The 24,003-nt window shown below is 58.2% G+C and carries 20 protein-coding genes; 7 read left to right on the top strand and 13 right to left on the bottom strand.

The annotated features are described in order from the left end of the window. Window positions 1-138 precede the first annotated feature (138 nt). Entirely contained in the window at window positions 139-1,023 is an 885-nt protein-coding gene (locus QA648_RS26580) for an AraC family transcriptional regulator (protein WP_283051676.1), read from the bottom strand. A gap of 271 nt (window positions 1,024-1,294) precedes the next feature. On the opposite strand from QA648_RS26580, the gene QA648_RS26575 reads away from it, so the two are divergent. Further along, on the top strand, window positions 1,295-1,795 hold the full coding sequence (locus tag QA648_RS26575; protein ID WP_260304154.1) for a histidine kinase: 501 nt from the start codon (window positions 1,295-1,297) through the stop codon (window positions 1,793-1,795). Window positions 1,796-1,907: 112 nt separating this feature from the next. Here QA648_RS26575 and QA648_RS26570 read toward each other — a convergent pair whose 3' ends face one another. After that, the gene (locus QA648_RS26570; protein WP_283051674.1) at window positions 1,908-2,387 is read right to left on the bottom strand and encodes an NUDIX domain-containing protein; all 480 of its coding nucleotides are present in this window, start codon (window positions 2,385-2,387) and stop codon (window positions 1,908-1,910) included. 181 nt (window positions 2,388-2,568) lie between these two features. On the opposite strand from QA648_RS26570, the gene QA648_RS26565 reads away from it, so the two are divergent. Next, window positions 2,569-3,051, top strand: a complete 483-nt coding sequence (locus tag QA648_RS26565; protein WP_260304152.1) for a hypothetical protein — start codon at window positions 2,569-2,571, stop codon at window positions 3,049-3,051. Window positions 3,052-3,202: 151 nt separating this feature from the next. Next, on the top strand, window positions 3,203-5,092 hold the full coding sequence (gene htpG / locus QA648_RS26560) for a molecular chaperone HtpG (RefSeq protein ID WP_283051672.1): 1,890 nt from the start codon (window positions 3,203-3,205) through the stop codon (window positions 5,090-5,092). 116 nt (window positions 5,093-5,208) lie between these two features. Here the strand turns inward: htpG and QA648_RS26555 are convergent, their stop codons facing one another. The 3 genes from QA648_RS26555 to QA648_RS26545 form a co-directional block, all read right to left on the bottom strand. After that, on the bottom strand, window positions 5,209-6,345 hold the full coding sequence (locus QA648_RS26555; protein WP_283051670.1) for a caspase family protein: 1,137 nt from the start codon (window positions 6,343-6,345) through the stop codon (window positions 5,209-5,211). Window positions 6,346-6,433: 88 nt separating this feature from the next. Beyond that, entirely contained in the window at window positions 6,434-7,177 is a 744-nt protein-coding gene (locus QA648_RS26550; protein ID WP_283051668.1) for a CHAP domain-containing protein, read from the bottom strand. A 956-nt stretch (window positions 7,178-8,133) separates the two neighbouring features. Next, window positions 8,134-9,501: an FAD-containing oxidoreductase gene (locus QA648_RS26545; RefSeq protein ID WP_283051666.1), complete on the bottom strand. Its 1,368-nt coding sequence runs from the start codon at window positions 9,499-9,501 to the stop codon at window positions 8,134-8,136. A gap of 552 nt (window positions 9,502-10,053) precedes the next feature. Between QA648_RS26545 and QA648_RS26540 the strand changes: the two genes are divergently transcribed. Together QA648_RS26540 and QA648_RS26535 are read left to right on the top strand one after the other, a co-directional pair. Continuing rightward, entirely contained in the window at window positions 10,054-11,799 is a 1,746-nt protein-coding gene (locus tag QA648_RS26540; RefSeq protein ID WP_283051664.1) for a type I secretion system permease/ATPase, read from the top strand. Further along, a complete protein-coding gene (locus QA648_RS26535) occupies window positions 11,796-13,106 on the top strand; it encodes an HlyD family type I secretion periplasmic adaptor subunit (RefSeq protein WP_260304148.1) in 1,311 nt (436 codons plus the stop codon). The genes QA648_RS26540 and QA648_RS26535 overlap by 4 nt, the downstream gene beginning before the upstream one ends. An 84-nt stretch (window positions 13,107-13,190) precedes the next feature. Here QA648_RS26535 and QA648_RS26530 read toward each other — a convergent pair whose 3' ends face one another. Next, window positions 13,191-14,621: a family 16 glycosylhydrolase gene (locus tag QA648_RS26530; protein WP_260304147.1), complete on the bottom strand. Its 1,431-nt coding sequence runs from the start codon at window positions 14,619-14,621 to the stop codon at window positions 13,191-13,193. Between the two features lie 399 nt (window positions 14,622-15,020). Here QA648_RS26530 and QA648_RS26525 point away from each other — a divergent pair, with 399 nt between their 5' ends. Next, complete coding sequence (locus QA648_RS26525; RefSeq protein ID WP_046610246.1) at window positions 15,021-15,284, top strand: hypothetical protein; 264 nt, start codon at window positions 15,021-15,023, stop codon at window positions 15,282-15,284. A 348-nt stretch (window positions 15,285-15,632) separates the two neighbouring features. Here the strand turns inward: QA648_RS26525 and QA648_RS26520 are convergent, their stop codons facing one another. The 3 genes from QA648_RS26520 to QA648_RS26510 form a co-directional block, all read right to left on the bottom strand. Continuing rightward, on the bottom strand, window positions 15,633-15,887 hold the full coding sequence (locus QA648_RS26520) for a DUF982 domain-containing protein (protein WP_104827177.1): 255 nt from the start codon (window positions 15,885-15,887) through the stop codon (window positions 15,633-15,635). 270 nt (window positions 15,888-16,157) lie between these two features. Next, window positions 16,158-16,400 carry a DUF982 domain-containing protein gene (locus QA648_RS26515; RefSeq protein ID WP_104827176.1) on the bottom strand — a complete coding sequence of 81 codons (243 nt, stop codon included), beginning with the start codon at window positions 16,398-16,400 and terminating at the stop codon, window positions 16,158-16,160. Between the two features lie 285 nt (window positions 16,401-16,685). Beyond that, the gene (locus QA648_RS26510) at window positions 16,686-18,011 is read right to left on the bottom strand and encodes an FAD-binding oxidoreductase (RefSeq protein WP_283051657.1); all 1,326 of its coding nucleotides are present in this window, start codon (window positions 18,009-18,011) and stop codon (window positions 16,686-16,688) included. A 250-nt stretch (window positions 18,012-18,261) separates the two neighbouring features. Here QA648_RS26510 and QA648_RS26505 point away from each other — a divergent pair, with 250 nt between their 5' ends. Further along, window positions 18,262-18,738 (top strand): Lrp/AsnC family transcriptional regulator, encoded by a 477-nt coding sequence (locus tag QA648_RS26505; RefSeq protein WP_028752029.1) that lies wholly within the window; start codon window positions 18,262-18,264, stop codon window positions 18,736-18,738. 35 nt (window positions 18,739-18,773) lie between these two features. Here the strand turns inward: QA648_RS26505 and QA648_RS26500 are convergent, their stop codons facing one another. The 4 genes from QA648_RS26500 to QA648_RS26485 form a co-directional block, all read right to left on the bottom strand. Then, window positions 18,774-20,435, bottom strand: coding sequence for an ABC transporter ATP-binding protein (locus tag QA648_RS26500; RefSeq protein WP_283051653.1), 1,662 nt, complete (start codon window positions 20,433-20,435; stop codon window positions 18,774-18,776). Continuing rightward, window positions 20,435-21,277 carry an ABC transporter permease gene (locus QA648_RS26495; RefSeq protein ID WP_260304144.1) on the bottom strand — a complete coding sequence of 281 codons (843 nt, stop codon included), beginning with the start codon at window positions 21,275-21,277 and terminating at the stop codon, window positions 20,435-20,437. The genes QA648_RS26500 and QA648_RS26495 overlap by 1 nt, the downstream gene beginning before the upstream one ends. Before the next feature lie 2 nt (window positions 21,278-21,279). Continuing rightward, complete coding sequence (locus QA648_RS26490) at window positions 21,280-22,230, bottom strand: ABC transporter permease (RefSeq protein ID WP_104827172.1); 951 nt, start codon at window positions 22,228-22,230, stop codon at window positions 21,280-21,282. 96 nt (window positions 22,231-22,326) lie between these two features. Further along, the gene (locus QA648_RS26485; RefSeq protein WP_104827171.1) at window positions 22,327-23,937 is read right to left on the bottom strand and encodes an ABC transporter substrate-binding protein; all 1,611 of its coding nucleotides are present in this window, start codon (window positions 23,935-23,937) and stop codon (window positions 22,327-22,329) included. Window positions 23,938-24,003 lie beyond the last annotated feature (66 nt).

Genomic DNA, 24,003 nt, shown 5'->3' with positions numbered 1-24,003 from the left:
TCCAAGCCAGGTGTCTTCCTTCACAATAAGATGAGCAATTAACTCATCTTAAGCGCGGCGGCTTGTCTCGAATGCGGGAAATTGAACGTTTTTGGGCAATTCTCCACAATGCCGGCAATTGCCCGCAGAGTGTGGCTTTTAGACAATCTGGCTGCGTTTCCAGCTTGCCGGGGTCGTGCCGAAATTCTTGCGGAAAACGCGGGTGAAATGCGCCTGATCGGCAAAGCCGGTTTCGACGGCGACATTGGTGAGCGGCGTATCGCCCTTCAGCAGCAATTGTTTGGCCCGTTCGAGCCGTGCCTTGGTCTGCCATTGGTGAGGCGGCAGGCCGGTCGATGCCTTAAAGGCGTGGCTGAAATGCGATTGAGACAGGCCGGTCAGCGACGCCAGCTCTTCCAGGCGGATGTTGCGGAGGCAATTTTCCTCAATGTAGTCGACGGCTCGGCGCAATTGCCAGGAGGCGAGTTCGCTGCGCCTGCGCGGCTGTGATCCTCGAAGCTGCAACACATTGATCAGCAGCGAAAGCGTCAGGCCATCGCCGTAAAGATCATGTAGCGGCTCCGGATTCTCGCATTCGGCGGCGATCAATTCTGCGATTGCCATTAGCTGCGGATCGGAAAAATGCAGGCGCGGACTGTCGAGACGGGCCGGGTCCAGATCCTCCATCAGCCGCTGGCCGATAACCTCGGCATCGAAATGAATATCGAGATGGCGGACGAAATCGATTCCGTCGAGATCGGCCCAGAGTTCCATCCCCGCGGGAATGTAGGAAATCCTTTCACGCTCAAACTCCTGCCGCCGGTTTTGGACGCGCGGCGAGAGCTTGACGCTGCTCGTGCCGGAGCCGCGTTGATCGAGCAGGATGAAGAGCCGTGGATCTTCGGCGATGTAGTAGCCACCTGCGCGGGCCGCACAATTGACGTTCCAGACGTCGGCAACGATCCCGTTCCATCGGCGCCGATGAACGCCGCCAATGACGGAGAAGCCGCCGATCTTGTTTTGCATCCTTGGCTGAAACGTCATCCGAGCCGCCAGCTCCACCTTGCTCTAAAATCCTTCGTTATAAACTCAAGTTATTATATCAGCGAAATTCCTATGGCAATGCGCGCTGGTTGGCGAAGGTCCGCGGGAAGGAGGACACTCGCTATCGGAAAACAACCCAATTTTGAGCCTTGGGGCGATCCAACTTTGTCTCGTGTTCGTAATGGCTTGCCGATAGTTTTGCCCTAGCAACGTGAGTCTCACGCTTGCCGCTGACAAAACAGCATACAACCGACGCTGACAGGACCTCTCCGTGAAAAAAACGCTTCTCATCGCCGCGGCATTCGCAGCAGCTTTTCCGCTTCTTGCTCACGCCGAAACCATACAGTTCCCGAGCGACGAACCGATCGCCGAGGTTTCGATTCCGCATACCTGGGGCCCTAAAGAGACGGAAACCGGCGTCGACGCAACGTCTCCGGACTCCGCGATCTATTTCTCGATCGATATCGCCAGCGACAAGACGATTGATAAGACCCTCGACGACGTCATTGATTTCCTGTCGAAAAACGGTGTCGACATCGACGCCAAGTCCAAGCATGAATTTCCGGACTCCGTGCTCAACGGCATGAAGATGGCGCATCTCGAATGGGATGGCAAAGACAAGGACGGCCCGGTCGATGTCGAACTCGGCCTGCTTCAGCCGTCTGAGCACAAGCTTCTGATCGTCACCTATTGGGGATCGAAGGAAACTCAGGACAAGCATGACGAAGCGGTGCAGGGCATCATGAATTCGCTGAAGCCGCTCAACGACTGAGCTGTCTCAGGAAAATGACGGCAAAGGCAACTGCATATGTCGTTGCCTTTGCTTCTTCGGCTCATGTTGGTTCGGCCTCGGATGTTGCGGTTGCGATGAGGTGCTCGAACCTTCAGCCTGCGGAGTCTTGTGCCGTCGGAAGGCTGAGCGCTTCCAGGCGTTCCAGGAAGGGTAGTTGGCTGCCGAGGATCTTCCGGCGGGCATCGGAAAGAGTGAACCATTCGGCACGATCGACTTCGGGAAACGACTGAAGGCGTCCGCTGCCAGGTGACCATTCGATTTCGAACAGATTGCTGCTCAGGGTGGCCACGTCGAATTCGCCTTCGAGGGCGAAAGCGGTCACGCGTTTTCCGCCTTTCTGACGCAGGTCTCCCAGCGGCTGCAACTTGCCTTCGGGGAGACGGCCCATTTCCTCGGCGAATTCGCGTCGGGCGGCCGTTTCGGCTGCTTCGTCCTCCGGATATTCGCCTTTTGGAATGGACCAGGCGCCTTCGTCCTTTTTGCTCCAGAAGGGACCGCCGGGGTGAACGAGCAATACCAGCAGGTCGCTTTGTGTCCTTCTATACATCAGGATGCCGGCGCTTCTCTTCATTGACGATCGTTCCCGCAACTGGAGCCATAGCCGTCCTTTTACCGAACGCTACAACAGCTTCATCGCCATGTGGCCGAAGCAGCTTACCAGAGCTCTTGTTTGCCGGTCGGACCAGCCCGCCCGTGATTCAGGTCGCTGTCAGACGGCGGCTATAGGTTACCGCAGATAACTAGGTAGATCGATGAAAATGGCACACCAGATCGTCGACAGCTACGAGATGAAGACGATTGTCCTCGGACCGGATATGCGGACCATCTATGTCGTCAGCGGTGCCTTGCCGGAAGAAAGCGCAGTATTTCCGCACTGGGCGAATGAACGTGTTGTCATTGCGCAGGTGATGATAGCCTACATTCAGGGAGAGGCGCATCGTCTCGATATGGTCCAGGGTTATTTCGAGGATCTGGACGAGACCGGCAAGCTGAAAAACAATTCGCAACTCAACCTGTTCCACACGATCGCCAAACAATTTTTCTCTTCGATTTCGGCAAGAAGTCAGCGACCGGCAGCGATCGGCGACGTGCTGGAACAAGCGATGTGGCACTGTAATCCGCGAGAGAATGCAGAGATTTACGAGAGGCTGCTGGCCTATTTCGTTTATGGCCGAAAAGATCCCTTTATCAGGCAATTTCCTATCACAGGGTCCATCCAGCCAACACTTCACTGAGATGCAGGAAGAGAACCGCCAAGCAGGCGAATCGCGGCCGAAATCGGCGGTTGGTTCGCCAGGTGGCGCGGATGACGGCTCTTGAATTTTTGCGCGTCTTCCGCCACCTCTTCGGCGCGACTTTTAACATTCTCAGGAGACCAGACGCACCATGACGACGACCACCGCAGAAAATTCCGCTGAGAGCCACGTCTTTGAGGCCGACGTTGCCCGCCTTCTGCACATGATGGTTCACTCCGTCTATTCGGATAAGGATGTTTTCTTACGGGAGCTGATTTCGAATGCGGCTGATGCCTGCGAAAAGCTTCGATATGAGGCCATCGCCACGCCGGCACTGGTGGCCAGCGATCCCGACAGCCGCATCGTATTGACGCTCGATGAGGAGGGCGGCAGGGTAGTCGTCGAGGATAACGGCATCGGCATGAGCCGCGACGAGATGATCGAAGCGCTCGGAACGATCGCTCGCTCCGGAACGCGGGCGTTCATGGAGCGCATCGAGGCAAACAAGCAGGGCGAGGGCGCGCAGCTCATCGGACAGTTCGGTGTCGGCTTCTATTCCTGCTTCATGGTCGCCGATCGCGTCGATGTCGTGTCGCGCCGTGCGGGTGCGGACCATGCCTGGCTCTGGTCTTCCGACGGCAAGGGCGGCTATAGCGTCAGCCCGATCGATGTCAGCGAGGCGCCGTCGCGCGGCACGCGCATTACCCTGCATCTGATGGACGATGCCAAGAGCTACACGTCCCGCTGGACCATCGAGCGGATTGTCAAGGAGCAGTCGGGCCATGTGCCGGTTCCGATCAGGATCGCGGAGAAGCCCGGTTCTGAAGCAACGCAGCTCACCGACGGCACCGCGCTCTGGACCAAATCGAAAAACGACATTACCAGCGAAGAGTACACGGACTTCTATCGCGGGATTTCCGGCCAATATGACGAACCGGCGCTCACGGTGCATTTCCGTGCCGAAGGCCGCCATGAATATTCCGCACTCGCCTTTGTGCCCAACTCGCAGCCGTTCGACCTCTTCGATCCCGATCGGAAGGGCCGCATGAAGCTTTACGTGAAGCGGGTCTTCATTACCGACGAGGCGGAATTGCTGCCCCGCTATCTTCGCTTCGTGCGCGGCCTTGTCGATACCGCCGATCTGCCGCTGAATGTGTCGCGCGAAATGATCCAGGAAAGCGCAATCCTTGCCTCGATCCGCAAGGGCGTCGCCAACAGGATCATAACGGCCATCGAAAAGCTGTCCGAAAATGACAGTGATGCGTTCCTCAAGCTTTGGGAAGTGTTCGGAAGCCTGATCAAGGAAGGCATTTATGAAGACTTTGAGCGGCGCACCCAACTGATGGCGCTGTCGCGCTTTCGCACGACCGCGTCCGGCGAGGGGTATCGCTCGCTTGCCGATTACGTCAAAGACCTGAAGGATGGCCAGCAGGCGATTTATTATCTGGTCGGCGACAGCCTGGAGCAGTTGAAGGCATCGCCGCAGCTCGAGGGTTTTCGCGCCCGCGGCATCGAGGTTCTGCTGCTGACGGATTCCGTCGACAGCTTCTGGGTCACCAATGCTCCGGAATTCGAGGGTAAGACCTTCAAGTCGATCACGCAGGGGTCCGCCGATCTGGCGCAATTCAGCAAGGTCGAGCAGGGCGCGCCGGCAAGTGAGACGGCACCGGTTGAGGTTCAGGCATTCATCGATTTTGCGAAGGAGAAGCTCGCCGACCAAGTGTCGGACGTGCGTGCGTCGGACCGCTTGATCGAAAGTGCCGTCTGCCTGGTCGCTCCTGAACAGGGCTACGATCGCCAGCTCGAAAAAATTCTGCAGGGCGCCGGCCGTCTGCAGGCCGGCGCAAAGCCGATCCTGGAGATCAATGGGGATCATCCGGTCGTGAAGGCCATCGCCGCCAGAAGCGATCAACCATCCCTGCGCGACGACGCGGCATTCCTGCTGCTCGATCAAGCACGCGTTTTGGACGGCGACAAACCGGCCGATCCCCGTGCCTTCGCCGAGCGGCTGGCGCGGCTCATGGAAAAAGCGCTGCAGTAGGCGGACGTTCAGCCTCTCTGCGGCATGTTGGCTCTGTGAGGGATGGCGGCGCGCGTCATTGACGCTCTCCGCAGGGTATGGGTCATTTCCCATCCCCTGCGGATTGATCATCTCAGCTATTCACAAAAAGTCTGACCGTTAAACTTAAAGCAATTCGCCGATGATTTGGGCTTCGCGACGTCTGCGGAGTGATGCAATGGTTTAGACGGCGTGGGTTGAGACACTACTCGTGTCTTGCGCCTGGGTGGATTATTCGGCGGCACCTGGGGACGTGGCGCCGCTCCAACCGCCGATTTTTGACGGACCGGCGGTTGCGCCGATTTCTGACCGCCAGGCTCCAAAATAACCGTCGATTTATCCGAAGCGTCGGGTCGAATACCGGTCTCAACAGATGTATCGAGCTTGGCAATCGAAGGGCCAATTATCATATCCCCGCCCCCTGTTGGGGGAATAGATCCATATGCTGGATTGAGCGGAATATCTTTGGTGTATTGCGGTGTATGGCGGGTCACATAGGAAATCACGTCCGATCCTGTAACATAGCCATCGCTGTTTCGGCTTCCTTCGTCGAACGCCCCTACAAGCAACGCGCTAAATACCCCAGACGGAACTTCCTCGCGCTCGTTACCTGCAGTCAGAAATTGCCGAACGTGCTTCTTCACAGTCTCGCCGAAGATATAACCCATCGCATTCGGTGGCGGAGGCAGGCCAAGCGTCGAAATGATTCCGCCAGCATTACAAGCCTCGAGCGCAAAGAAGGCATGCTTGATCGTCATTGCAGAGGCAAGTTCCGTTAGCCTGGATATGGGAATTGCCGACCGATAAAATGCCTGTTGATCCATACTGGGGTCCGCTGCGTCAATGGGAACCAAGAATGTTCGGGGGCCTTCGTCATCGTCAACGGTTCCCAATACGGTTCCGTGGCCAAAATAGTAAAAAAAGAGGCGGCTCCCGTTTCTGTAGCCGATATTTGAAAGTATTTCATTCAGCGTGGTTTGAAATTGTTCGCCTTTTAGATCGCGCCAAACTAAGACGTGATAGCCTCGAATTTCGAGCGCCTTTCTGATGATGGAAGCACTTCGTTCGCCCTGGATAATTGGCGATGACCAGCCGTTGGAATAGTGTTCTTCTATTATTAGTACCGCGTAACTTTCGTCATATATTGTTCTGTCAACTCCGGATGAATCTTTGATAATTAAGGCAGTGGATCCCTTTTGTGATGTTTCATATGTGGGGGATACGCTCCAGGTCATTTTGCGATCCTGAGCTAGTACTTGGCAGCTATATAGACTCAGGGACAGGGTAATGATCTGGAGTACGGCACGGCCTGAAGGCCAGAGCCTAAACATCCCGGAGGCCTTTCTTCGTGCGAATAGAGACAAGCTCCAACTGATTGTAAATATTCAATGACTTTACGCTGAAAGTATGCAGACCCGCATTATTGAATTGATTTCCACCCAAGACATCGACGTGATTTGGTTGGTGAGGGGTGACGCCGTTAAAGAATGCAACGTGGCCATGGGCTGGATCTGATTTATCCGTAAAAACGACTATATCGCCCTGCTGCGCTTCTTTCGGGGGCCAACCCTCAGTCTTATTCCATACTTCCGCGCCCCAGCCGTTGTTTCTAATGAACGATTGAGAGCCGGGATCATTGGTGCCCGGAAGCTTTGGTGTAGCATTTTGCAAGCACCAGTTCACAAAAGCCGAACACCAGGGCGTCTTGTCGCCGACGGGCTTGGTCTTCGTGGACAGAAAGAAAAGAACAATTAAGGGATTGGCGAGAGTGGGATGAGCTGGATTTGGCTCAGGCCAGGCGGTTTGAAACTTTGCCGGGAGGGACGTGACAAAATACTTGGCAATGTCATACGGACGCCGAGCTTTGGACGCTTGATCAAGCTGCTCTCGCGCTTCTTTCCAGAGAGGCGAGGAAGGTGGAGGGAGAATCCGGCCAAGTGTGATTGGGTTATGAGTTTGGATGGCCTCGTTTAGCAAAGACTCCCAGGTGTCGTCGGACGCCCGAGCCGGAACAGTCGTTGCCAATGCCAACGCAGATTGCAGAAGAAATGCGCGACGCGTCCACATAGATGTTCTCCCCCAAGAACTCTCGAAGCAGTGCAGGCGTCCTTGCCAGAATAGGGAACCGGCACCACAATCAAAATGCCAACGCCAAAAGTATATCTCACTTCATGGTTTTAGAAAATGGCGATGATGGTCAGATGAGATGCGTTTGCCCAACAGATGACGAGTTGGCTGCAAAATAACTCGGAGCATATAATGGTGAGCACGTCTACGCAGTCTGCTCTTCTTACCGACACCAGTATATTCAAGGTGTTATTGACCATAGGCGTGGTTAGCGCCTCTTGTGGTTGCCGAATTAAGGAGTACATTTATAGGACTCGGAATGGATACTAAATACAGAATCCGGAATTTTCGGGGGCTATTATGTATCGGCTTGGACTATTCGTGGTTGCCGTCTCGCTTGTTCTGACGCCGAGTGCCTCATTCGGTCAAAGCGCTCTTCAAACTCAGCTAAGAGGGCATTCCATTGTAATGCAATACACGGAAGTGATCGAGGGCGGGAGGCGGCATCGGCATCAGACCGTAAATCTAGTCTGGACACAGGCGATATATGTATCGTCACAAGGGCGACTATTCGTTCATACCGAGGTCAGCGGCAATTCGCGCCGTGGACCACGCCATAGTGATATAACTCCTGGCTCAGACAATTCTGGCGGGGCTACTCCATTCAAATGGACAGGAAACGGATTGGCTCGGGAATGGACTGATCACAGGGGTCGTTCGCGTTACCAGACCATCGAAATTGCAAAATCGAACGGCGGCTTTACCTGCAGGGCGTCGATCTCACGCTCCGGCTTCGAATCCCAAGCCAACCGTCAGATTTGCACGGTTGTTCAAGGCAATCGGCTCGGAGGAACATGATCTTCAAGTGCTGTTGCCGAAATCGGCAAGACAGGCTGAAAACCAAGTCGCAGCTAAAGTCCGCTCAATTTTCTCGGCCATGGCTTGGATGCGATTTCCTAAGCCGATTTCAGCCCGCCAAGAAGCGTCGGAATGAGTTCGGACACCGTGGGATGGATCGGCACGGCCCATTTGAGAACCGGATAGGGCGTGCGCGCATGCATCGCGTCTATGAAGCCGTGGATTGCCTCGTCGCCTTCCACGCCGAGGATTGCGGCGCCCAGGATCTGTCCGGTTTCCACGTCGGCGACGACCTTCATCAGGCCTTGTGTCTCCCCCTTTTCGATGGCGCGGCCCACTCGGCTCATCGGCATGGTCGACACCGTGATCGCCCGCCCGGTCGCTCGCGCTTCCCGCTCTGTCATGCCGACGCGTCCGAGTGGCGGGTCGATATAGAGCGCATGGGCCAGGATGCGTTCGCTCACCTTCCGGTCTTCACCGTCCAGGAGATTCGCAGCGACGATTTCGAAGTCATTGTACGAGGTGTGCGTGAAGGCGCCGCGGCCGTTGCAATCGCCAAGCGCCCATATGCCGTCGACGTTGGTGGAGAGATGATCGTCGACGACGATATAGCCCTTGCTGTCCAGCGCCACACCGGCCTCCGCGAGGCCAAGATCGTCGGTATTCGGCTGGCGTCCCGTGGCGATGAGGAGATGGCTTGCTTCGACATCCGGATTGCCGTTCGCCGTCGAGATGCGGATGTTTTGACCGCTCTTCGATAGTTTCATATCCTGCGCATTCGTATGAATCGATATGCCTTCGGCGCGAAGAACGTCACCGATCGCCTGGCAGATATCGTCATCCTCCCGCGGGGCCAATCGCGGGCCGCGTTCGACGATGCTGACGTCCGCGCCGAAGCGCCGGTACATCTGCGCGAATTCGAGGCCGATATAGCCGCCGCCGATGATGGCGAGATGGCGTGGCAGGGCCGTCAGATGGATGATGGAGGTACTGGTCAGGAACTCTACGTCTGAGAGGCCAGGCAGCGGAGGAATGGCCGGCCTTGCGCCGACGTTGAGAAAGATGCGCGGCGCGGTCAGCGTTTCATCCCCGACGCGGACGGTCTTTGCGCTCTCGAAGCGGGCGTGTCCCCATATCAAGGAAATTCCGTCCGTTGACGTGAGCCAGTTCGTGAGCGAATTTCTGGCGTTGTTTGTGACGGTAGCCGCGCGCTTCTCGACGGTCGCCATATCCGTCAGTAGCCCGCCATCCGTGCGGATGCCGTAGTCCGCGCTTCGCCGTATCACTTGGGCGGTCCGAGCGCTGGCAACCAGAGTTTTGGTCGGCATGCAGCCGGCATTGACGCAGGTCCCGCCAACGAATTTCCGCTCGATCAGAGCCACCGTCATGCCGGCAGCCGCAAGACGTCCGGCCAGGGATGGCCCTGCTTGCCCGGCACCGACGATAATCGCGTCGAAGGTCTTCATGCTTGTCCCTCCCGCAGTTGATGTCTGATTTTCATGCCCGGTCGAACTGAATGCCGACGCCCAGTCCATTCCAGTTTAACAGACTTGAGCAGACGGAGGTCGAAAACCTGAGGGAGCGACAGCAATGGATTTCGAAGAGGCTCCTGTCTGCGGCAAATCAACGCAATGTCCGCATCATGATCTCCGCTCAAGCGCTCTGCAGCCTTGACGACGAGCGCCGCTAGGCCATGTCTGACCGCATACCTGACGCAAGGGAACCATGTGTGCCGAAAGGAGACATAGTGCGAAACGCTAGGATGGGATTTACCGAGCTTGAAAGCGAGGCAAATTTGGACTTCGTAAAATACGAAGGATGGTCGAAGCTTTGTTGTGAAGCAGTCTATTTCTAGGCTGTAGGCTTAATCGCGACGGCGTAAGTGCCGTCGTTCTCATCGGATGCTGCCCGGTTCGTCGCGCGCATTCCAAGCTTCGGACACCCGGCAAGAGAACAGCGTTGAGAAGCTTCAGGGGCATCTCTGCCGCGTGCGACGATAAGTTAAGGATCTAAGCAACGTGCCTGCTGTCCCGAAAGAACCGCCGCAGAAATTCATCCTGCTGATGCTGTCGTCCCTTCGAAAGGCGTTTTTCAGCATTGCCATTGCGAGCGCTGCGATCAACATACTGGCGCTGACTGGCTCCTTTTTCATGTTGCAGGTTTACGATCGGGTCATTCCGGGCCGCAGCCTTCCAACGCTGGCGGGCCTCGCGATCATCGCCGCGACCCTCTTCATATTCCAGGGAGCCCTGGAATTGCTGCGCTCGATGCTTCTCGCACGCGTGGGCGTCTCTCTCGATCAACGGCTGAATCGGAAGGTCTTCGGTTCGCTCATTCTTCTGCCGACAAAAATGCAGGCGCCCGATGACGGGCTGCAGTCCGTCCGCGATTTGGAACAGGTCCGATCATTCTTGTCCGGCGGCGGGTCGACGGCATTGTTCGATCTGCCTTGGATGCCCTTTTATCTCATTCTGTGCTTTCTGTTTCATTTCTGGATCGGTTTTACCGCCCTATGCGGCGCCATCCTGCTCATTGTCCTGACAGCGCTGGCGGAGATCCTTTCACAAAAGCCAGCTCTCGAAGCCGCGAAATCTTCCGCGGCTCGTCTCAGCTTTGCGCAAGCCGCGCGACGAAACTGGGAGGCGGTGGTCGCAATGGGTTTCAGCGGCCGCCTGATCGAGAAATGGATGGCCATGAACGAGGACTATCTGGGAAATCAGCTCTCCGCCGGTAATATCGTCGGCACGCTGACCACGATCGCGAAGATATGGCGGATGATGCTGCAATCCGCCGTGTTGGCCGTCGGCGCGATCCTTGTCATCAAACAGGAGGCGACGGGCGGCATCATCATCGCCAGTTCGATCATGGTCACCCGCGCGCTCGCTCCGGTGGAGCTTGCAATCGGGCAATGGAAGGGTTTTGTCGCCGCGCGCCAAAGCTGGTCGCGCCTCGCCAAGCTGCTGGATCTGATCCCCAACGAGCATCGGGCCATGGCCCTGCCGGCACCGCAAAAGAACCTCAGCGTCGAAAACATAAGCCTTACCTCCCCCGGGAGCCGCGATTTCATCCTGCGCAATGTCTCGTTCCAGATATCGGCGGGCACGGTGCTGGGCGTGATCGGCCCCAGTGCCTCGGGAAAATCGTCGCTCGTCAGAGCGATCACCGGATTGTGGCCGGTGATCATCGGCTCGATCAGGCTCGATCAGGCAGCCTTGTCGCAATGGGAGCAAGGCGATCTGGGACGCCATATCGGATACCTGCCCCAGGATGTCGGTCTGTTCGACGGTTCGATAGCCGAGAATATTTCCCGCTTCGCGAATGACATGCAGCCTGGACCGATTATCGCGGCGGCGAAGGCGGCGGGTGTCTACGACATGATCGTCAAGCTGCCGGATGGCTTCGACACGGTCATCGGCGAGGGCGGCTCGCGACTTTCCGCCGGTCAGAGGCAGCGCATTGCCTTGGCCCGGGCCCTTTATGACGATCCGTTCCTGGTGGTTCTTGACGAGCCGAACTCCAATCTGGATGCCGAAGGCGAGGCATCCTTGACCAAGGCCTTGCTAGGTATCCGCGCACGGGGCGGCATAGCCATCGTCGTCGCTCATAGGCCGAGCGCTCTGGCCGCCGCGGATAAGGTCGCGATCATTGCCAACGGCCAGTTACAGGCATTCGGACCCAAGGATGAGATTCTTGGCACATCCGCGAGGCATTCGGGGCCGGGACCGGTGCGTTTGATGATAGCCGGCGAGGATGTGAGCGGATGAAAAACACAGGTCTGCCTTCCACCGAGCGCGCGATCCGCCGCCTTTCCACGTTCGTGCTCGCGACAATTCTGCTCCTTTTTGGCGTTCTGGGCGGTCTTGCGGCAGCAACGAAGATTTCGGGGGCGGTCATCGCCTCCGGAACCTTGGTCGTCGACAGCTATGTAAAAAGCGTTCAGCACCTCAAGGGCGGGATCGTTGGCGAAATCCGCGTGAAGAATGGCGATCATGTCGATGCCGACCAGATATTGATCCGCCTGGACGACACGCAAACCAGAGCCAATCTCGGCATTATCAGAAAGCGTTTGAATGAGCTTTCCGCCAGAACGGCGCGTCTGGCCGCGGAGCGCGACGATAAGAGTGCGATCAGCTTTCCGGCAAATCTGCTGTCCAGCGCCGGCAACGATGGCGTGGCAAGCGTGCTTGCCGGCGAGCGGCAACTGTTCGGCGACCGGTTGGCATCGCGACAGGGCCAGAAGTCTCAGCTCCGAGAGCGAATCCAGCAGTTGAAACAGGAAGTGGATGGTCTCGTCGCGCAGGAGAAGGGAAAGCGGATCGAGATTGAGCTCGTCAACAAGGAGCTAAACAGCCTTCAGCGGCTGTTCGATCAAGGCATTGTTCCGGCGGCCAAGGTCTATTCGCTGCAAAGGGACAGCGCTCGCCTGACGGGAGAGCTTGGAAACCTTGTTTCCTCGATCGCTCAAACCAACGGCAAAATTACCGAAACCGAACTTCAGATCATTCAGATCGATGATGACCACAGCTCCGAGGTTTCCGACCAGCTACGGCAGGCCGAAAGCGATACCGGTCAGTTTTCGGAACGGCTGATCGCTGCCGAGGACGATCTCAAAAGAGTGGACATAAGGGCGCCGCAGGCAGGCATTGTCGACCAGTTGAGTGTCCATACGGCCGGCGCCGTGATCGGGCCGAAAGAAACCATCATGCAGATCGTTCCCGACAAGGATGCGCTGGTCGCCGAACTTAAGCTTCCGCCGCAGGACATCGATCAGATCGCCGTCGGCCAGGTGGTCGCGTTGCGATTTTCCGCCTTCAACCAGCGCATTACACCCGAACTGAATGGGAACGTCGAAACCATTTCGGCGGATTTGACGACCGACCAGCACTCGGGGCTTAGCTATTACATCGTTCGCGCAAAAGTGCCGAAGGAAGAATGGGATCGATTGGGAAAGCTGACGCCCCTTCCGGGCATGCCGGTGGAAGCATTCATGCAGACCGGCCAAAGAAGCGTTCTCGCCTATCTGACCAAGCCGATGACCGATCAGATAAAGCGCGCCTTCAGAGAGGACTAGGCGTTCCTCTGAGGCGTTGCATAAGCGAATGCGCCAAGTAGAAGCGCAGCCGTTATGAACGACTGCGCTGAGCTTAAAGTCCTATCAGATATGCCAGTCCGGAGTATGGGCAGCCGCTGCCGCGGCCGTCTGCGTGAGATGGTCGTTTAGTTGATAGGCCTTGATGTAATCGATTTTCATCTCCGAGTCTGTCAGGCTGGCCGTCGGAGTGCCGGCTGTGCCGCCAACGGCCTGGTCCACCAGCATATACATCGGGCTGTGCATATCGGCTGGTGTTGCGGTGTGCGCGATGGCCACATCGTCGAAATACCAGACGATTTGATCCTGATCCCACAGCACACCGTAATTGTGGAAACCATCGGTGCTGGGAACTTGCACCGGAATGGATTGTATCGTGTGCTGGCCCGTTGCATTCGAGTGAACCGTGGCGTTGACCGTGTTCGGGTCCTGCCCGCGCATTTCCACGACATCGAGTTCCGGCGGCCAGGAACCGTCTTCCGGCAGAAGCCAGAAAGCCGGCCATGTGCCCTGATCATGCGGCATCTCGGCTCGCATCTCGAAATATCCATAGGTCTGGGCGAAGGTAGAATGGGTGGTCAGGATGCCGGACGTATAGTTATGCCCGTCCAGAAGTGATTTCAGCGCATCGGGCGTCGGTTGGGCTGAAATCGTCAATACACCGTTGGAAACGGAAAATGGGTTGACCGATGCGGTCGGGCCATAAGAGGGATTGATATACCACTGCAACTCGCCGGTCATGCTGCTGCCTTTGTCAGGCGCCCACCAGTATTTCGCATCCCAGGTGCCTTGCGTGCCCTGATGAAGCGAAAGCGTGTTGAAATCGTCCGAGAAGGTCTGCGTGAGCGCGGAGCGGTCGAGTCCGAGCTGGAACTGGTCCGCGCTCAGGTCGGCAGCAGTCTTGTTGGCAAAAACCAGGCTCTCGCCGTTGCCGAGATCGAGTTGCAGATTGGCGCCGTGCTGGCTGAGGTGACTGACGACCTGATCGAAGGACGTCAGCCCGTATTGGTTCAGGCGCACCTTGTCGTCACTGCTGAAGTCAGTGATGAGGTCGCTGCCATTGCCCTTGGTGAAGATAAAGGTGTCGGCGCCGCCTCCGCCGGTCAGGACGTCATTGCCTGCACCGCCATCGATGGTCTGGCTGCCTGTGCCGCCGGTGATGATGTTGTCGGCGCTGTTGCCGAAGGCATGGCGGCCGTTGCCGGTCACCGTGAGATTCTCGAAATTGTCAGGCAGAGTGTAGTCCATCCACGTATTGATGGTATCTACGCCCCCACCAGGCGCTTCGGACGCATGGTTGATGCTCGAATAGAGATAGTAGATATCGTCTCCAGTGCCGCCCACCATCGTGACGTTGACGGAGGCGTCGCCCCAGATCGAATCATTTCCAGCCGTGCCGTAAAGAGTTGGACCGGAGCCCGTAGCGGAAAACCAACTTGTCGAAGTTCCGCTGTAATAGAGCGGTTGGCCTAGTGCATTGAGAACTGAATTGGGCATCGGAAACCTCTTCCGTTGTGCTCGGCTGTCTCCTCCAACAGAGCCAATATTCCTCCGTACTTACGTTAGAGGGATAACATTTTCCGCAGCGCAGCACAGCCCCTTGTGACGTTAATTTCAGCTTTTTATAAAGTTTGTCCGGCTAATGATCGCATTGCTCAATCACAAGCTGTTCGTTCCTGAGCATCATATGAACGGAGTTCGGTAGCAAATGCGATCATGACCGCTTTTAGGCGCGAAAGCTCTCCTTGGTGACTGGTCTACGGCCGCTATGGGCCGCAAGCAGACGAGAACATCGACATCTTTGCCATTTGCGGACGACGACCCCCGCCCATCCGGGTAATATCAATGTGATCAATCGCGGCGTAGTGTTCCATTTGGCTTTGAGAGGAGGATGCTATGCCTACCATATTGGCCTATCACGACGTCAAAGACGTCAAACATTGGCTCACTTCACCGCGCCGCAAAGAGGTTTTCGAACCCCTCGGCTGCACAAACATTCGTACGTTTGTTGATCCACAAGCGTCCAACCGAGTTGGCCTGGTCATGGACGTTCCCGACATGGGCCGCCTGGCGGAATTTATGAAGTCCAAGCAAGCGGCGGATGCGATGGAGTATGACGGAGTATTGCCGGAGACCTTGGTGATTCTAACTCAATCGTAGGCGGCCCAGCAGAGATGGGGCCTAACGATAGCGGTGACAGCCTTGATGCGGATAAAGGTTGGCGAATGAGGGGCTGCCCCGTGAAATCCGGCTGCGGCTTTCGTAAGAGCCGATAGCCGCGAAGAAAAGCCCGCCGCAGACCGGGAGTCGGTAGTCGCGGCGGGCTCACGCTCCAGTGGCCGGCGTGGTGCACCGTGAGCTACGGGCAAGCAACCCGCAGGCATGAAACCAATATCGAGCGCTTAGGTTCCCGCGATTTCATGTCGTGCGACAATTCGTACAGCCGGACTGACGGCTGCATGCGACGGAGCAGGCCGCACCCCACAAAATGAGGAGCTGCCCCTGATCTCACTGCAATAGAGCTACTCCGGCTTCTTTCGCCGCCTTGATGAATGCTTCTCGCGCTGCTTCTACACAGACCACACCCATCATCGCATCGAGGCATATTCGTACGGCGGTCACATACTCTTCGCCATCTTCAATCGGCCAGTGTTCCAGCAGCGTCTCGGTCGCATCCTGTACCGAATTGACGCGCCGATAGCCCTCCGCGCCTCCCATCACGAGCGTCACGGCGGGGAAGGGCCGCAAGGTGTTTCGTTTCAAAACGCATTACCTCCGAAACATAAAGACTTCGGTAACCTTGCAAAAAACGTTCCGCGGAAGGCGGCGCGATCTAGTCGCCTCCCGATAGTGGCCAAAATAGCCGGAGCATGATGCCGGAGAATCGACTACGCCGACGCCCGATGACAGCGGCAGCGACATGGCGCGGCTCGGCCTAGTGCGGCCAAAGCTCACGCTATGAGGGAGAGATGTCGATGAGGCTTGAACAGGTTGCCGTGTCGTTGGCGGCGCGAGAGCGATCGGCAAATAGCCTCAGCGGCGAACCAGAAGTGCCTCGATCGAGGCCATTTCAAAGGCGTCACGCGCTTCGCTCGCCGTACATTCGTGCTCAAGCGCGGCGCTGCAGACCTTTTTGGCTTCCCTTAGAAACACGCCGTCGGCTATGGGCCATTCCCTTTCCAGGCACCCCACAGCTTCGGCCGGGCCTTTGACGGCCTTTTGTTTCCCACTGCTGACAATGACGGAGACGGGTGCCTCCCATGCGAGAGCGCTCATTCTGATCCTCCTTTGTCCTTCAGGTGAAGTTAGGCAAACGATGGTCGTGCCGCTCGGTTCCAAGAGTGAGACCAAAAAATTCCATCTCCGCACGAAAAAGCTAGGCAAGTCAGCAAGGATTATAGATCGAGCTGCTTGCGACGACGCCATGTCAAAGAGCAACCATCGTCAGGCTGCGGGACTTACGGCTACTGGCGTTCACATTTTCTGCGCTGATGCTTGCGGGCACAATTCCGGTGCCGGCGGCGGGTCATATTACGCGCCGCCGGCACATCTGTGAAGCTGTCAAAATTCCGCGACCTCGCCCCAGGACGAGCCATTCAGCCGATCCGGATGATATGGCTTTGGATCGACGATCGGTTTTGCGGCCGTGACAAGGTCCGCGACGAGATGGCCGGCGCCTGGGCCGATGCCGAAGCCGTGGCCGCTGAAGCCTGCTGCCAGGACCAGTCCGGGCAGTGCCCGGATTTCGCCGATCGCGGGAACTCCGTCGGGCGTACTGTCGATATAGCCGGCCCATGCGGCCGAGACGGGGGTGTTGGCAAGCGCTGGAAGCAACGCTCGTGCTCGCTCAAGGGTCAATTCGATCTGCTTCCGATCCGGACGAGGATCGAGAATGCGGTTCCGCTCCATCGGGGTCGGTCGATCGAGCCGCCAGCGCGACAAAGTTTCGTGCCCACCCTTTAGACCCTCAAAGCCGCCGGCAGCGAGGCTGCGCCAGCGCTTGGCGAACATCGGCACAAAATGGCGGGCGAAACGAAACTGTTGCAATGTCGGATCGACGCGGGCGCGGCCGCTGATCGCAAGCGTGTAACCGCCGTCGCCTCTGCGCGTGGCCGAAACCGCGGCCGTATGCAGCGCCGCCGGCAGACCTTGGGCGCCAGGTGCGACCGACAGGATCGAGGAACGGATCGAGGCTTGCGGAAAGCGGATGCCGAGCTGCCGGCAAAAGGACGATGCCCAGGCGCCGCCGGCCATCACCACCATCCGGGTTCGGATCGTGCCTTTCTCGGTGACGACGGCACTGACATGGCCGCTTTCGGTCTCAAGACCGCGGGCAGCGCACATCTGATGAACGCTGCTGCCGAGCGCCATGATGGCGCGGGCGACCACCGGGGCAGCGCGCGACGGATCGGCGGTGCCGTCGGTCGGGGAAAAGACGCCGCCCTTCCAGCGCCGGCCGGTCGCCGATCCGAATTCGCTTGCTTGCTTTTGATCAAGCATATGGGTGGTAACGCCGACGCCGCGGGCAAATTCACCCCAGCTCGCCCAGCCGGCAAGCTCCGTGTCGTCGTTGCTCAGATAGAGCAGGCCGCAGCGGCTGAAGCCGGTATCCTCGCCACTTTCCTTGCCGAAATCTTCCCAGAGAGCGAGGCTCTTCGTCGCCATCGGCAGTTCGCGGGCATCCCGGTTCTGCTGACGGCACCATCCCCAGTTTCGGCTGGATTGTTCGGCCCCGATCCGCCCCTTTTCGAGAAGCGCGACCTTCAAGCCCCGCCGCGCGAGATAGTAGGCGGCGAAGGTCCCGACGATCCCGCCGCCGATCACCACGACATCGGCCTTCTCGGGCAGCGCGGGGGTGGTTTCGATGTGCAGAAGCGGGGCGGGCATGGCACTCTCCAGGTTACAAGCGAGCATTCTAGTCGAGCTTTCCCCGCGCAAATGCTGCAGATCGCCAGCGGACAGCATTTCCTTCTGTCGCGTGCGGCTAAGGCGAATACTTGTGCTAAGCTCAGGATTTTTCGAGGTTATATTGATGCGGAGAAGCTCGATTTCCCTTGCTAAGTAAGGCTTTCCGCATAAGATGACAAAAGATTATTCCGCCAGGTGGTACCTGTCGCCGCGAAATTGGAGCGTGCCGATGAAACTCGACCGGATCGACATCAAGATCCTCTACGAATTGCAGAAAAACGGCCGCATCACCAATGTGGAACTTGCCGAACTCGTCAACCTCTCGCCGAGTCCCTGCCTGATGCGGGTCAAGAAACTGCAGGCGGAAGGCTACATTGTTGGCTATTCGGCGCAGATCAACATCGCCAAGCTCGGGCAGACGCTCACGGTGTTCACTGAGGTCACCCTCAAGAATCATCGCCAGATCGATTTCGCGCGCTTTCTTGCGGCGGTCGAGAAGGTGGATTCTGTGGTGGAATGCCATCTCGTTTCCGGAGGCTATGACTATCTGGTGAAGTTCGTGACCGCCGGGATTGCCGAATACCAGACGACCATGGAACGCCTGATCGACATGGAAATCGGCATCGACAAATATTTCAGCTTCGTCGTGCTGAAATCGCCGATTGTCAAAGCGCATATGCCGCTCACCAGCCTGTTTCCGGTTTGAGCCATCTCTCGGCGGTCGATGTGCCGAACCGCACCTCAGCGTTTTGCAAAGGCGTGCGCCAGCTCGGGATTTTCTTCCAGGCTATCCAGCCAGCCAGTGTCGAGCTTCGGCACGGAGGAGAAGAGCAGCTTGGAATAGGGGTGCTTGGCGCCGCCTGCTAGATCGGCGGATGCGAGTTGCTCGATCTTCTCGCCTGCATACATCACCGCAATCTCGTCGCAGATCGCTTGCACCGTCGACAGATCGTGACTGATGAAGATGTAGGAGAGCCCGAGTTCGCGTTGCAGTTCCTTCAGGAGGTCGAGGATTGCAGCGGCAACGACGGTATCGAGGGCTGATGTGATCTCGTCGCATAGGATGAGCTTCGGCTCGGCCGCAAGTGCCCGCGCAAGGTTGATGCGCTGCTTTTGGCCACCGGACAGTTCCGGCGGGCGCCGATGCTTGAGGGCTTTTGGCAGGTGGACCATGTCGAGGAGCTGGTCGATGCGGGCCTCGCGCTCGCTGCGGCCGAGATTGTGATAGAAGGTAAGCGGGCGCCCGAGTATTTCACCGATCGACTTGGCAGGATTGAGCGCGGTATCGGCAAATTGAAAGACGATCTGCAGCTTTTGCAGCTCTTCGCGCTTCCGGTGCCGGGCATCGGCGGCAAGCTGTTTTCCGTTGAAGGTAATATTTCCGGAAACCGGCGGCAGGATGCCGGCTATGGCGCGGGCAAGCGTCGATTTTCCGCAGCCGGATTCGCCGATGACGCCGAGATTGCGGCCGGCATCGAGCCGGAGGCTCACGGATTTGAGAGCCGTCGCTGCCGGCAGACCGTTCGGCTGGATGGCGCCATAGCCCGCCACGACGTTCGTAACCTCCAGCAAGGCGGGTATCGTTTCAGGCTCGGCCGAAGCCGGGGAGGCGTAGAGCTTCGGTTCGAAGGCATCCAGCAACTGGCGCGTATAGGGATGAGCGGGTGCGGAGAGGATCTGCTCGGTCTCGCCGATTTCCTGAACTTCGCCACCCTTCAGAACGACGATCCGGTCGGCGACCTGCGCCACGACAGCGAGGTCGTGAGACACGTAGACCCCGGCGATGCCGCCCTTTTTCATCACCGATTTGAAAGCTCGGAGAACCTCGATCTGCGTCGTCACGTCGAGTGCCGTCGTCGGTTCGTCGAAAATCATGAGTTTCGGATTGCCGATCAGCGCCATCGCGGCTGAAAGGCGCTGCAACTGGCCTCCCGAAACCTGATGCGGGTAGCGCGCACCGATCGTCTCCGGGTTCGGCAGGCTCAGCGCCTTGAAGAGTTCGACGGCGCGCGTCCTTGCCTCTCCGGCCGGCATCAGATTGTGGATACGGGTGATTTCGATCACCTGCTCCATGATAGTCTGCGCCGGATTGAAGGCTGCCGCGGCACTTTGCGGGATATAGGCGACTTCGGTTCCGCGGATGCGAGCCCTGGCTTTTTCGGGCAGGCTTGCCATGTCCTTGCCGGCGAGCAGGACCTGGCCGCCGCTGATCCGGCAGCCCTGCCGGGTGTAGCCCATCAGGGTCAGCGCGATCGTCGTCTTGCCAGAGCCGCTTTCGCCGATGAGGGCAACGATTTCCCCTTCCTGGATATCGAAGCTGACGCCGCGGATGATGTCGACCTGGCGGTCGGCATCCGTCTTGGCCTCGACCCTCAGGTCGCGAATGTCGACGAGTTTGGCCATTAATTGCTCCGGTCTCGGATCTTCTGGGGAAGGTTGTCAATCAGCAGGTTAACGCTGATCGTCAGGCTAGCGATCGCGATGCTCGGGAACATGACCGCGGGGGCGCCAAAGGGCAGGCCGCCGATGTTTTCGCGCACCAGCGCCCCCCAATCCGCGTTTGGCGGCTGCACGCCGAGGCCGAGGAAGGAGAGCCCCGACAGAAGCAGCACGATGAAGACGAAGCGCAGGCCGAGATCGGCCATGACCGGCCCAAGGATATTGGGCAGGATTTCGGAGCGAATGAGATAGAGCGCCCCTTCGCCGCGGGCGCGGGCGACCGTGATGAAATCCATGGTGTTGATATTGACCGAAAGCGCCCGCGAGAAGCGATAGGCGCCCGGCGTGTAGATGACGGCGAGCGTCATGATCAGGACCGGGATCGACGAGCCGACGCCGGCGACGACCACAAGGCCGAAGAGCTTGCTCGGGATGGAGTTCAGCGCATCGAGAAAGCGGCTGAGCACGCTATCGAACCAGCCGCCGATCACCGCTGCGATCATGCCGAGCGCGACGCCGACGAAGCAGGCAATGCAGACGGCGGCAAGCGAGATGCCGACAGTGTAGCGCGCACCCATGAGAATGCGGGAGAAAATATCACGGCCGAGATAATCGGTGCCGAGCCAGAATTTGGCAGACATCGGCCCGAAATAATCGAAATCAACGATGTCGCCGATCGGGTAGGGGATCAGCAGCGGCGCGAAGATGGCGACCAGCGCCCAGGCCAGGATGACCGCAAGGCCGAGCATGCCGACGATGTTAAATCGAAAGCCGAACCGGCGAGGGGTGAGTGCGGTAAGAGCCATGGTCAGCGCAGCCTCGGATTGGACATGATGGCGATGATGTCGGCGATGGTGATCAGAAGCAGATAGACGAGGCAGAAAATCATGGCACAGGTCTGAATGAGCGGCAGATCCCGGGTGGCGACAGCATCCACCATCAGCTTGGCTATGCCGGGATAGTTGAAGATCGTTTCGACGATGATGACGCCGCCAAGCAGGTAGGACAGCGAAAGTGCCACTGCATTGACGATCGGGCCGAGCGCGTTCGGCAATGCGTGTTTCAGGACCATGCGCGGGCGCGAGGCGCCCTTCAGGAGTGCCATTTCCACGTAGGGCGTATTCAGCGTCTCGATGACGGCTGCCCGGGTCATGCGGATCATCTGCGCCGATATCACGAAGCTCAGCGTGATGACCGGCATCGCGAAGACACGCAGCATTTGGGAAAAGGAGTGGATCTCATTGGCGAAGGCGAGCGCCGGCAGCCATTTGAGATAGACGGCAAAGATCAGCACAGCGGATGTCGCGACCATGAATTCGGGCACGGAAATCACGCCGATCGAGACCACCGTCACGATGCGGTCATAGAGGGAGCCGCGCAGCATGGCCGCGGTAATGCCAAGGGTCAGCGCGATCGGCACGGAAAACAGGGTGGTGGCAGCCGCAAGCTTCAGCGAGTTTCCGAGCCGGGCGCCTATCAGATCGGCGATCGGCATGTTGTTAGCGTAGGAAATGCCGAGATTGCCGGTGGCAAGGCCGGCAAGCCAGCGAATGAAACGCAAGATCGCCGGATCGTTGAGATGCATCGCGGCGCGCAGACCCGCGACCGCTTCCGGTGTTGCGGCTTGACCAAGGAGGATCTGCGCCACGTCGCCGGGCAGCATTTCCGTTGCCGCAAACACCGTGAACGACACGATGAGCAGCGTGATCACGGCTACGATCACACGGCCGAGCACGAGAGAAAGAACGTGGCGGTTCATGACAGATCCCCATCGCGAGAACGGATGTGCCGATTATACGGCACTGTACCCGACAAGCGGTGCCGTGGCACCACTGGTCGGGTACAAAGGCGAGGATCAGGCGTCGAGCCAGACATATTCCGCGAAGGCATAACCCATCATGCCACCGAGCGGATTGGCCTCCAAGCCATGCAGCTTCGAGGAGATCGCGTCAACGTTGGAAATATAGGCCGGAATGGCGGTGCCGGCCTCTTCCGCGATCATTGCCTGCATGTCACCGTAGATCGCCTTGCGCTTGGCCTGATCGAGCAGACCGCGCGCTTCCACCAGCATGCTGTCGAATTTCTCCGACTTGTACTGGCTTTCGTTCCACGGAGCCTGGGAGGAATAGAGCAGCGAAAAGAGGATGTCCGGCGTCGGACGCGGGTTGATATTGCCGAAATGCATCGGCGCTTTCAGCCAGTAGTTCGACCAGTATCCGTCAGAGGGTACGCGCTGGACGTCGAACTTCATGCCGATCTCGGCGCCGGCCTGCTGCAGCACCATCGCCATGTCGACGGAGGAGGTCGCAGCGTCGGAGGCGACGACGGGAATGGACTGGCCGAGCAGACCCGACTTCTGGAAGTGGAACTTGGCCTTCTCCGGATCGTAGGCCTTCGGCTTCAGATCGGCATTGTGGTAGATGTTGGAAGGCGGCACCGGCTGGTCGTTGCCGATCTCGGCAAGTCCGCGCAGAGCCGACTTCTGAATGACTTCCCGGTTCAGGAGATATTTGACGCCGGTCACGAAGTCCTTGCTGCTGCCTGGGTTCATATCCAGGCGCATGTTGAGGTCCGTATAGTTGCCGGACGTGGTTTTCGAGAGCGTCACGCCCTTCTGGCTGTCCAGAAGCCGCATCGAGCGCGGGTTGATGGACGCGGCGAGCTGGATATCGCCCGAAAGCAACGCGTTGACGCGCGCAGAATCGTCCTCGATCGCGAAGAACTCGAAGGAGTCCAGGTGCGCGCCACCTGACTTCCAATAGTTCTTGTTCTTGACAGCGACGGACCGGACACCGGGTTCAAATCTTTCGCAGACGAATGCGCCGGTTCCGTTAGCTTTACTGAAATCCGTCGTGCCATCGGCAATGATCATGAAGTGATGCATGGCAAGGATGGTCGGAAGATCGGCGTTCGGATTGGCGAGGGTAATCTCAACGGTCTGCGGGTCGACAGCCTTGATGCCGGTCATCTGCTTGGCGATTGCATTGACCTTCGAGCCGACAGCCGGATCGAGATGGCGTTTCAGCGAATAGACGACGTCGGCGGACGAAAGGGTCTTGCCGTCGTGGAAGGTTACGCCCTTGCGAAGCTTGACGGTCCACACTTTGGCGTCGGAGCTTTCAATGCTTTCGGCGAGTTCCATCTGCGTGACGCCGTCCTTGTCGAGGAAGGACAGGCGGTTGTAGAAGGCGCAACAGCGGACATAGTCCGTCGAGAGCGACGCCTTGGCCGGATCGAGCGTGTCGGCCGTCGACGACGACCAGCCGGCTGCCTTGAGCGAGCCGCCCGAGACGGGGGTTGCGGCGAAAGCCGCCGAGGCCCGCCCAAAGATTGCGCCGCCGGCTGCGGCAGCGATGCCGCCTGCAAGCAGCATCTGCAGGAGATCGCGGCGGGTGGCGCCGCGGCGAATGGCATTTTCGACCATGGCATCGTCTGCGCTGGTCCAATTCGTGATCTTGTCGTTCATCTGCGTTCCCCTTGTTGTTAAGGTTTGATTGGCGCGCCTCGTCTTTTTCCGCGAGGTCGATACCGG

Source organism: Rhizobium sp. CB3171, from assembly GCF_029714265.1.
In the GTDB taxonomy this organism is placed as follows: domain Bacteria; phylum Pseudomonadota; class Alphaproteobacteria; order Rhizobiales; family Rhizobiaceae; genus Rhizobium.
This window is presented reverse-complemented; position numbering and strand designations above follow the sequence as displayed.

What these genes read in the sequence shown, in the direction of transcription:
- QA648_RS26570 (WP_283051674.1), bottom strand. Translation starts at nt 2,387, where the DNA reads ATGAAGAGAAGCGCCGGCATCCTGATGTATAGAAGGACACAAAGCGAC.
- QA648_RS26500 (WP_283051653.1), bottom strand. Translation starts at nt 20,435, where the DNA reads ATGGCCAAACTCGTCGACATTCGCGACCTGAGGGTCGAGGCCAAGACG.
- QA648_RS26485 (WP_104827171.1), bottom strand. Translation starts at nt 23,937, where the DNA reads ATGAACGACAAGATCACGAATTGGACCAGCGCAGACGATGCCATGGTC.
- QA648_RS26495 (WP_260304144.1), bottom strand. Translation starts at nt 21,277, where the DNA reads ATGGCTCTTACCGCACTCACCCCTCGCCGGTTCGGCTTTCGATTTAAC.
- QA648_RS26550 (WP_283051668.1), bottom strand. Translation starts at nt 7,177, where the DNA reads ATGTGGACGCGTCGCGCATTTCTTCTGCAATCTGCGTTGGCATTGGCA.
- QA648_RS26490 (WP_104827172.1), bottom strand. Translation starts at nt 22,230, where the DNA reads ATGAACCGCCACGTTCTTTCTCTCGTGCTCGGCCGTGTGATCGTAGCC.
- QA648_RS26555 (WP_283051670.1), bottom strand. Translation starts at nt 6,345, where the DNA reads ATGACCTGGAGCGTATCCCCCACATATGAAACATCACAAAAGGGATCC.
- QA648_RS26505 (WP_028752029.1), top strand. Translation starts at nt 18,262, where the DNA reads ATGAAACTCGACCGGATCGACATCAAGATCCTCTACGAATTGCAGAAA.
- QA648_RS26525 (WP_046610246.1), top strand. Translation starts at nt 15,021, where the DNA reads ATGCCTACCATATTGGCCTATCACGACGTCAAAGACGTCAAACATTGG.
- QA648_RS26510 (WP_283051657.1), bottom strand. Translation starts at nt 18,011, where the DNA reads ATGCCCGCCCCGCTTCTGCACATCGAAACCACCCCCGCGCTGCCCGAG.
- QA648_RS26580 (WP_283051676.1), bottom strand. Translation starts at nt 1,023, where the DNA reads ATGACGTTTCAGCCAAGGATGCAAAACAAGATCGGCGGCTTCTCCGTC.
- QA648_RS26565 (WP_260304152.1), top strand. Translation starts at nt 2,569, where the DNA reads ATGAAAATGGCACACCAGATCGTCGACAGCTACGAGATGAAGACGATT.
- htpG (WP_283051672.1), top strand. Translation starts at nt 3,203, where the DNA reads ATGACGACGACCACCGCAGAAAATTCCGCTGAGAGCCACGTCTTTGAG.
- QA648_RS26530 (WP_260304147.1), bottom strand. Translation starts at nt 14,621, where the DNA reads ATGCCCAATTCAGTTCTCAATGCACTAGGCCAACCGCTCTATTACAGC.
- QA648_RS26515 (WP_104827176.1), bottom strand. Translation starts at nt 16,400, where the DNA reads ATGAGCGCTCTCGCATGGGAGGCACCCGTCTCCGTCATTGTCAGCAGT.
- QA648_RS26535 (WP_260304148.1), top strand. Translation starts at nt 11,796, where the DNA reads ATGAAAAACACAGGTCTGCCTTCCACCGAGCGCGCGATCCGCCGCCTT.
- QA648_RS26545 (WP_283051666.1), bottom strand. Translation starts at nt 9,501, where the DNA reads ATGAAGACCTTCGACGCGATTATCGTCGGTGCCGGGCAAGCAGGGCCA.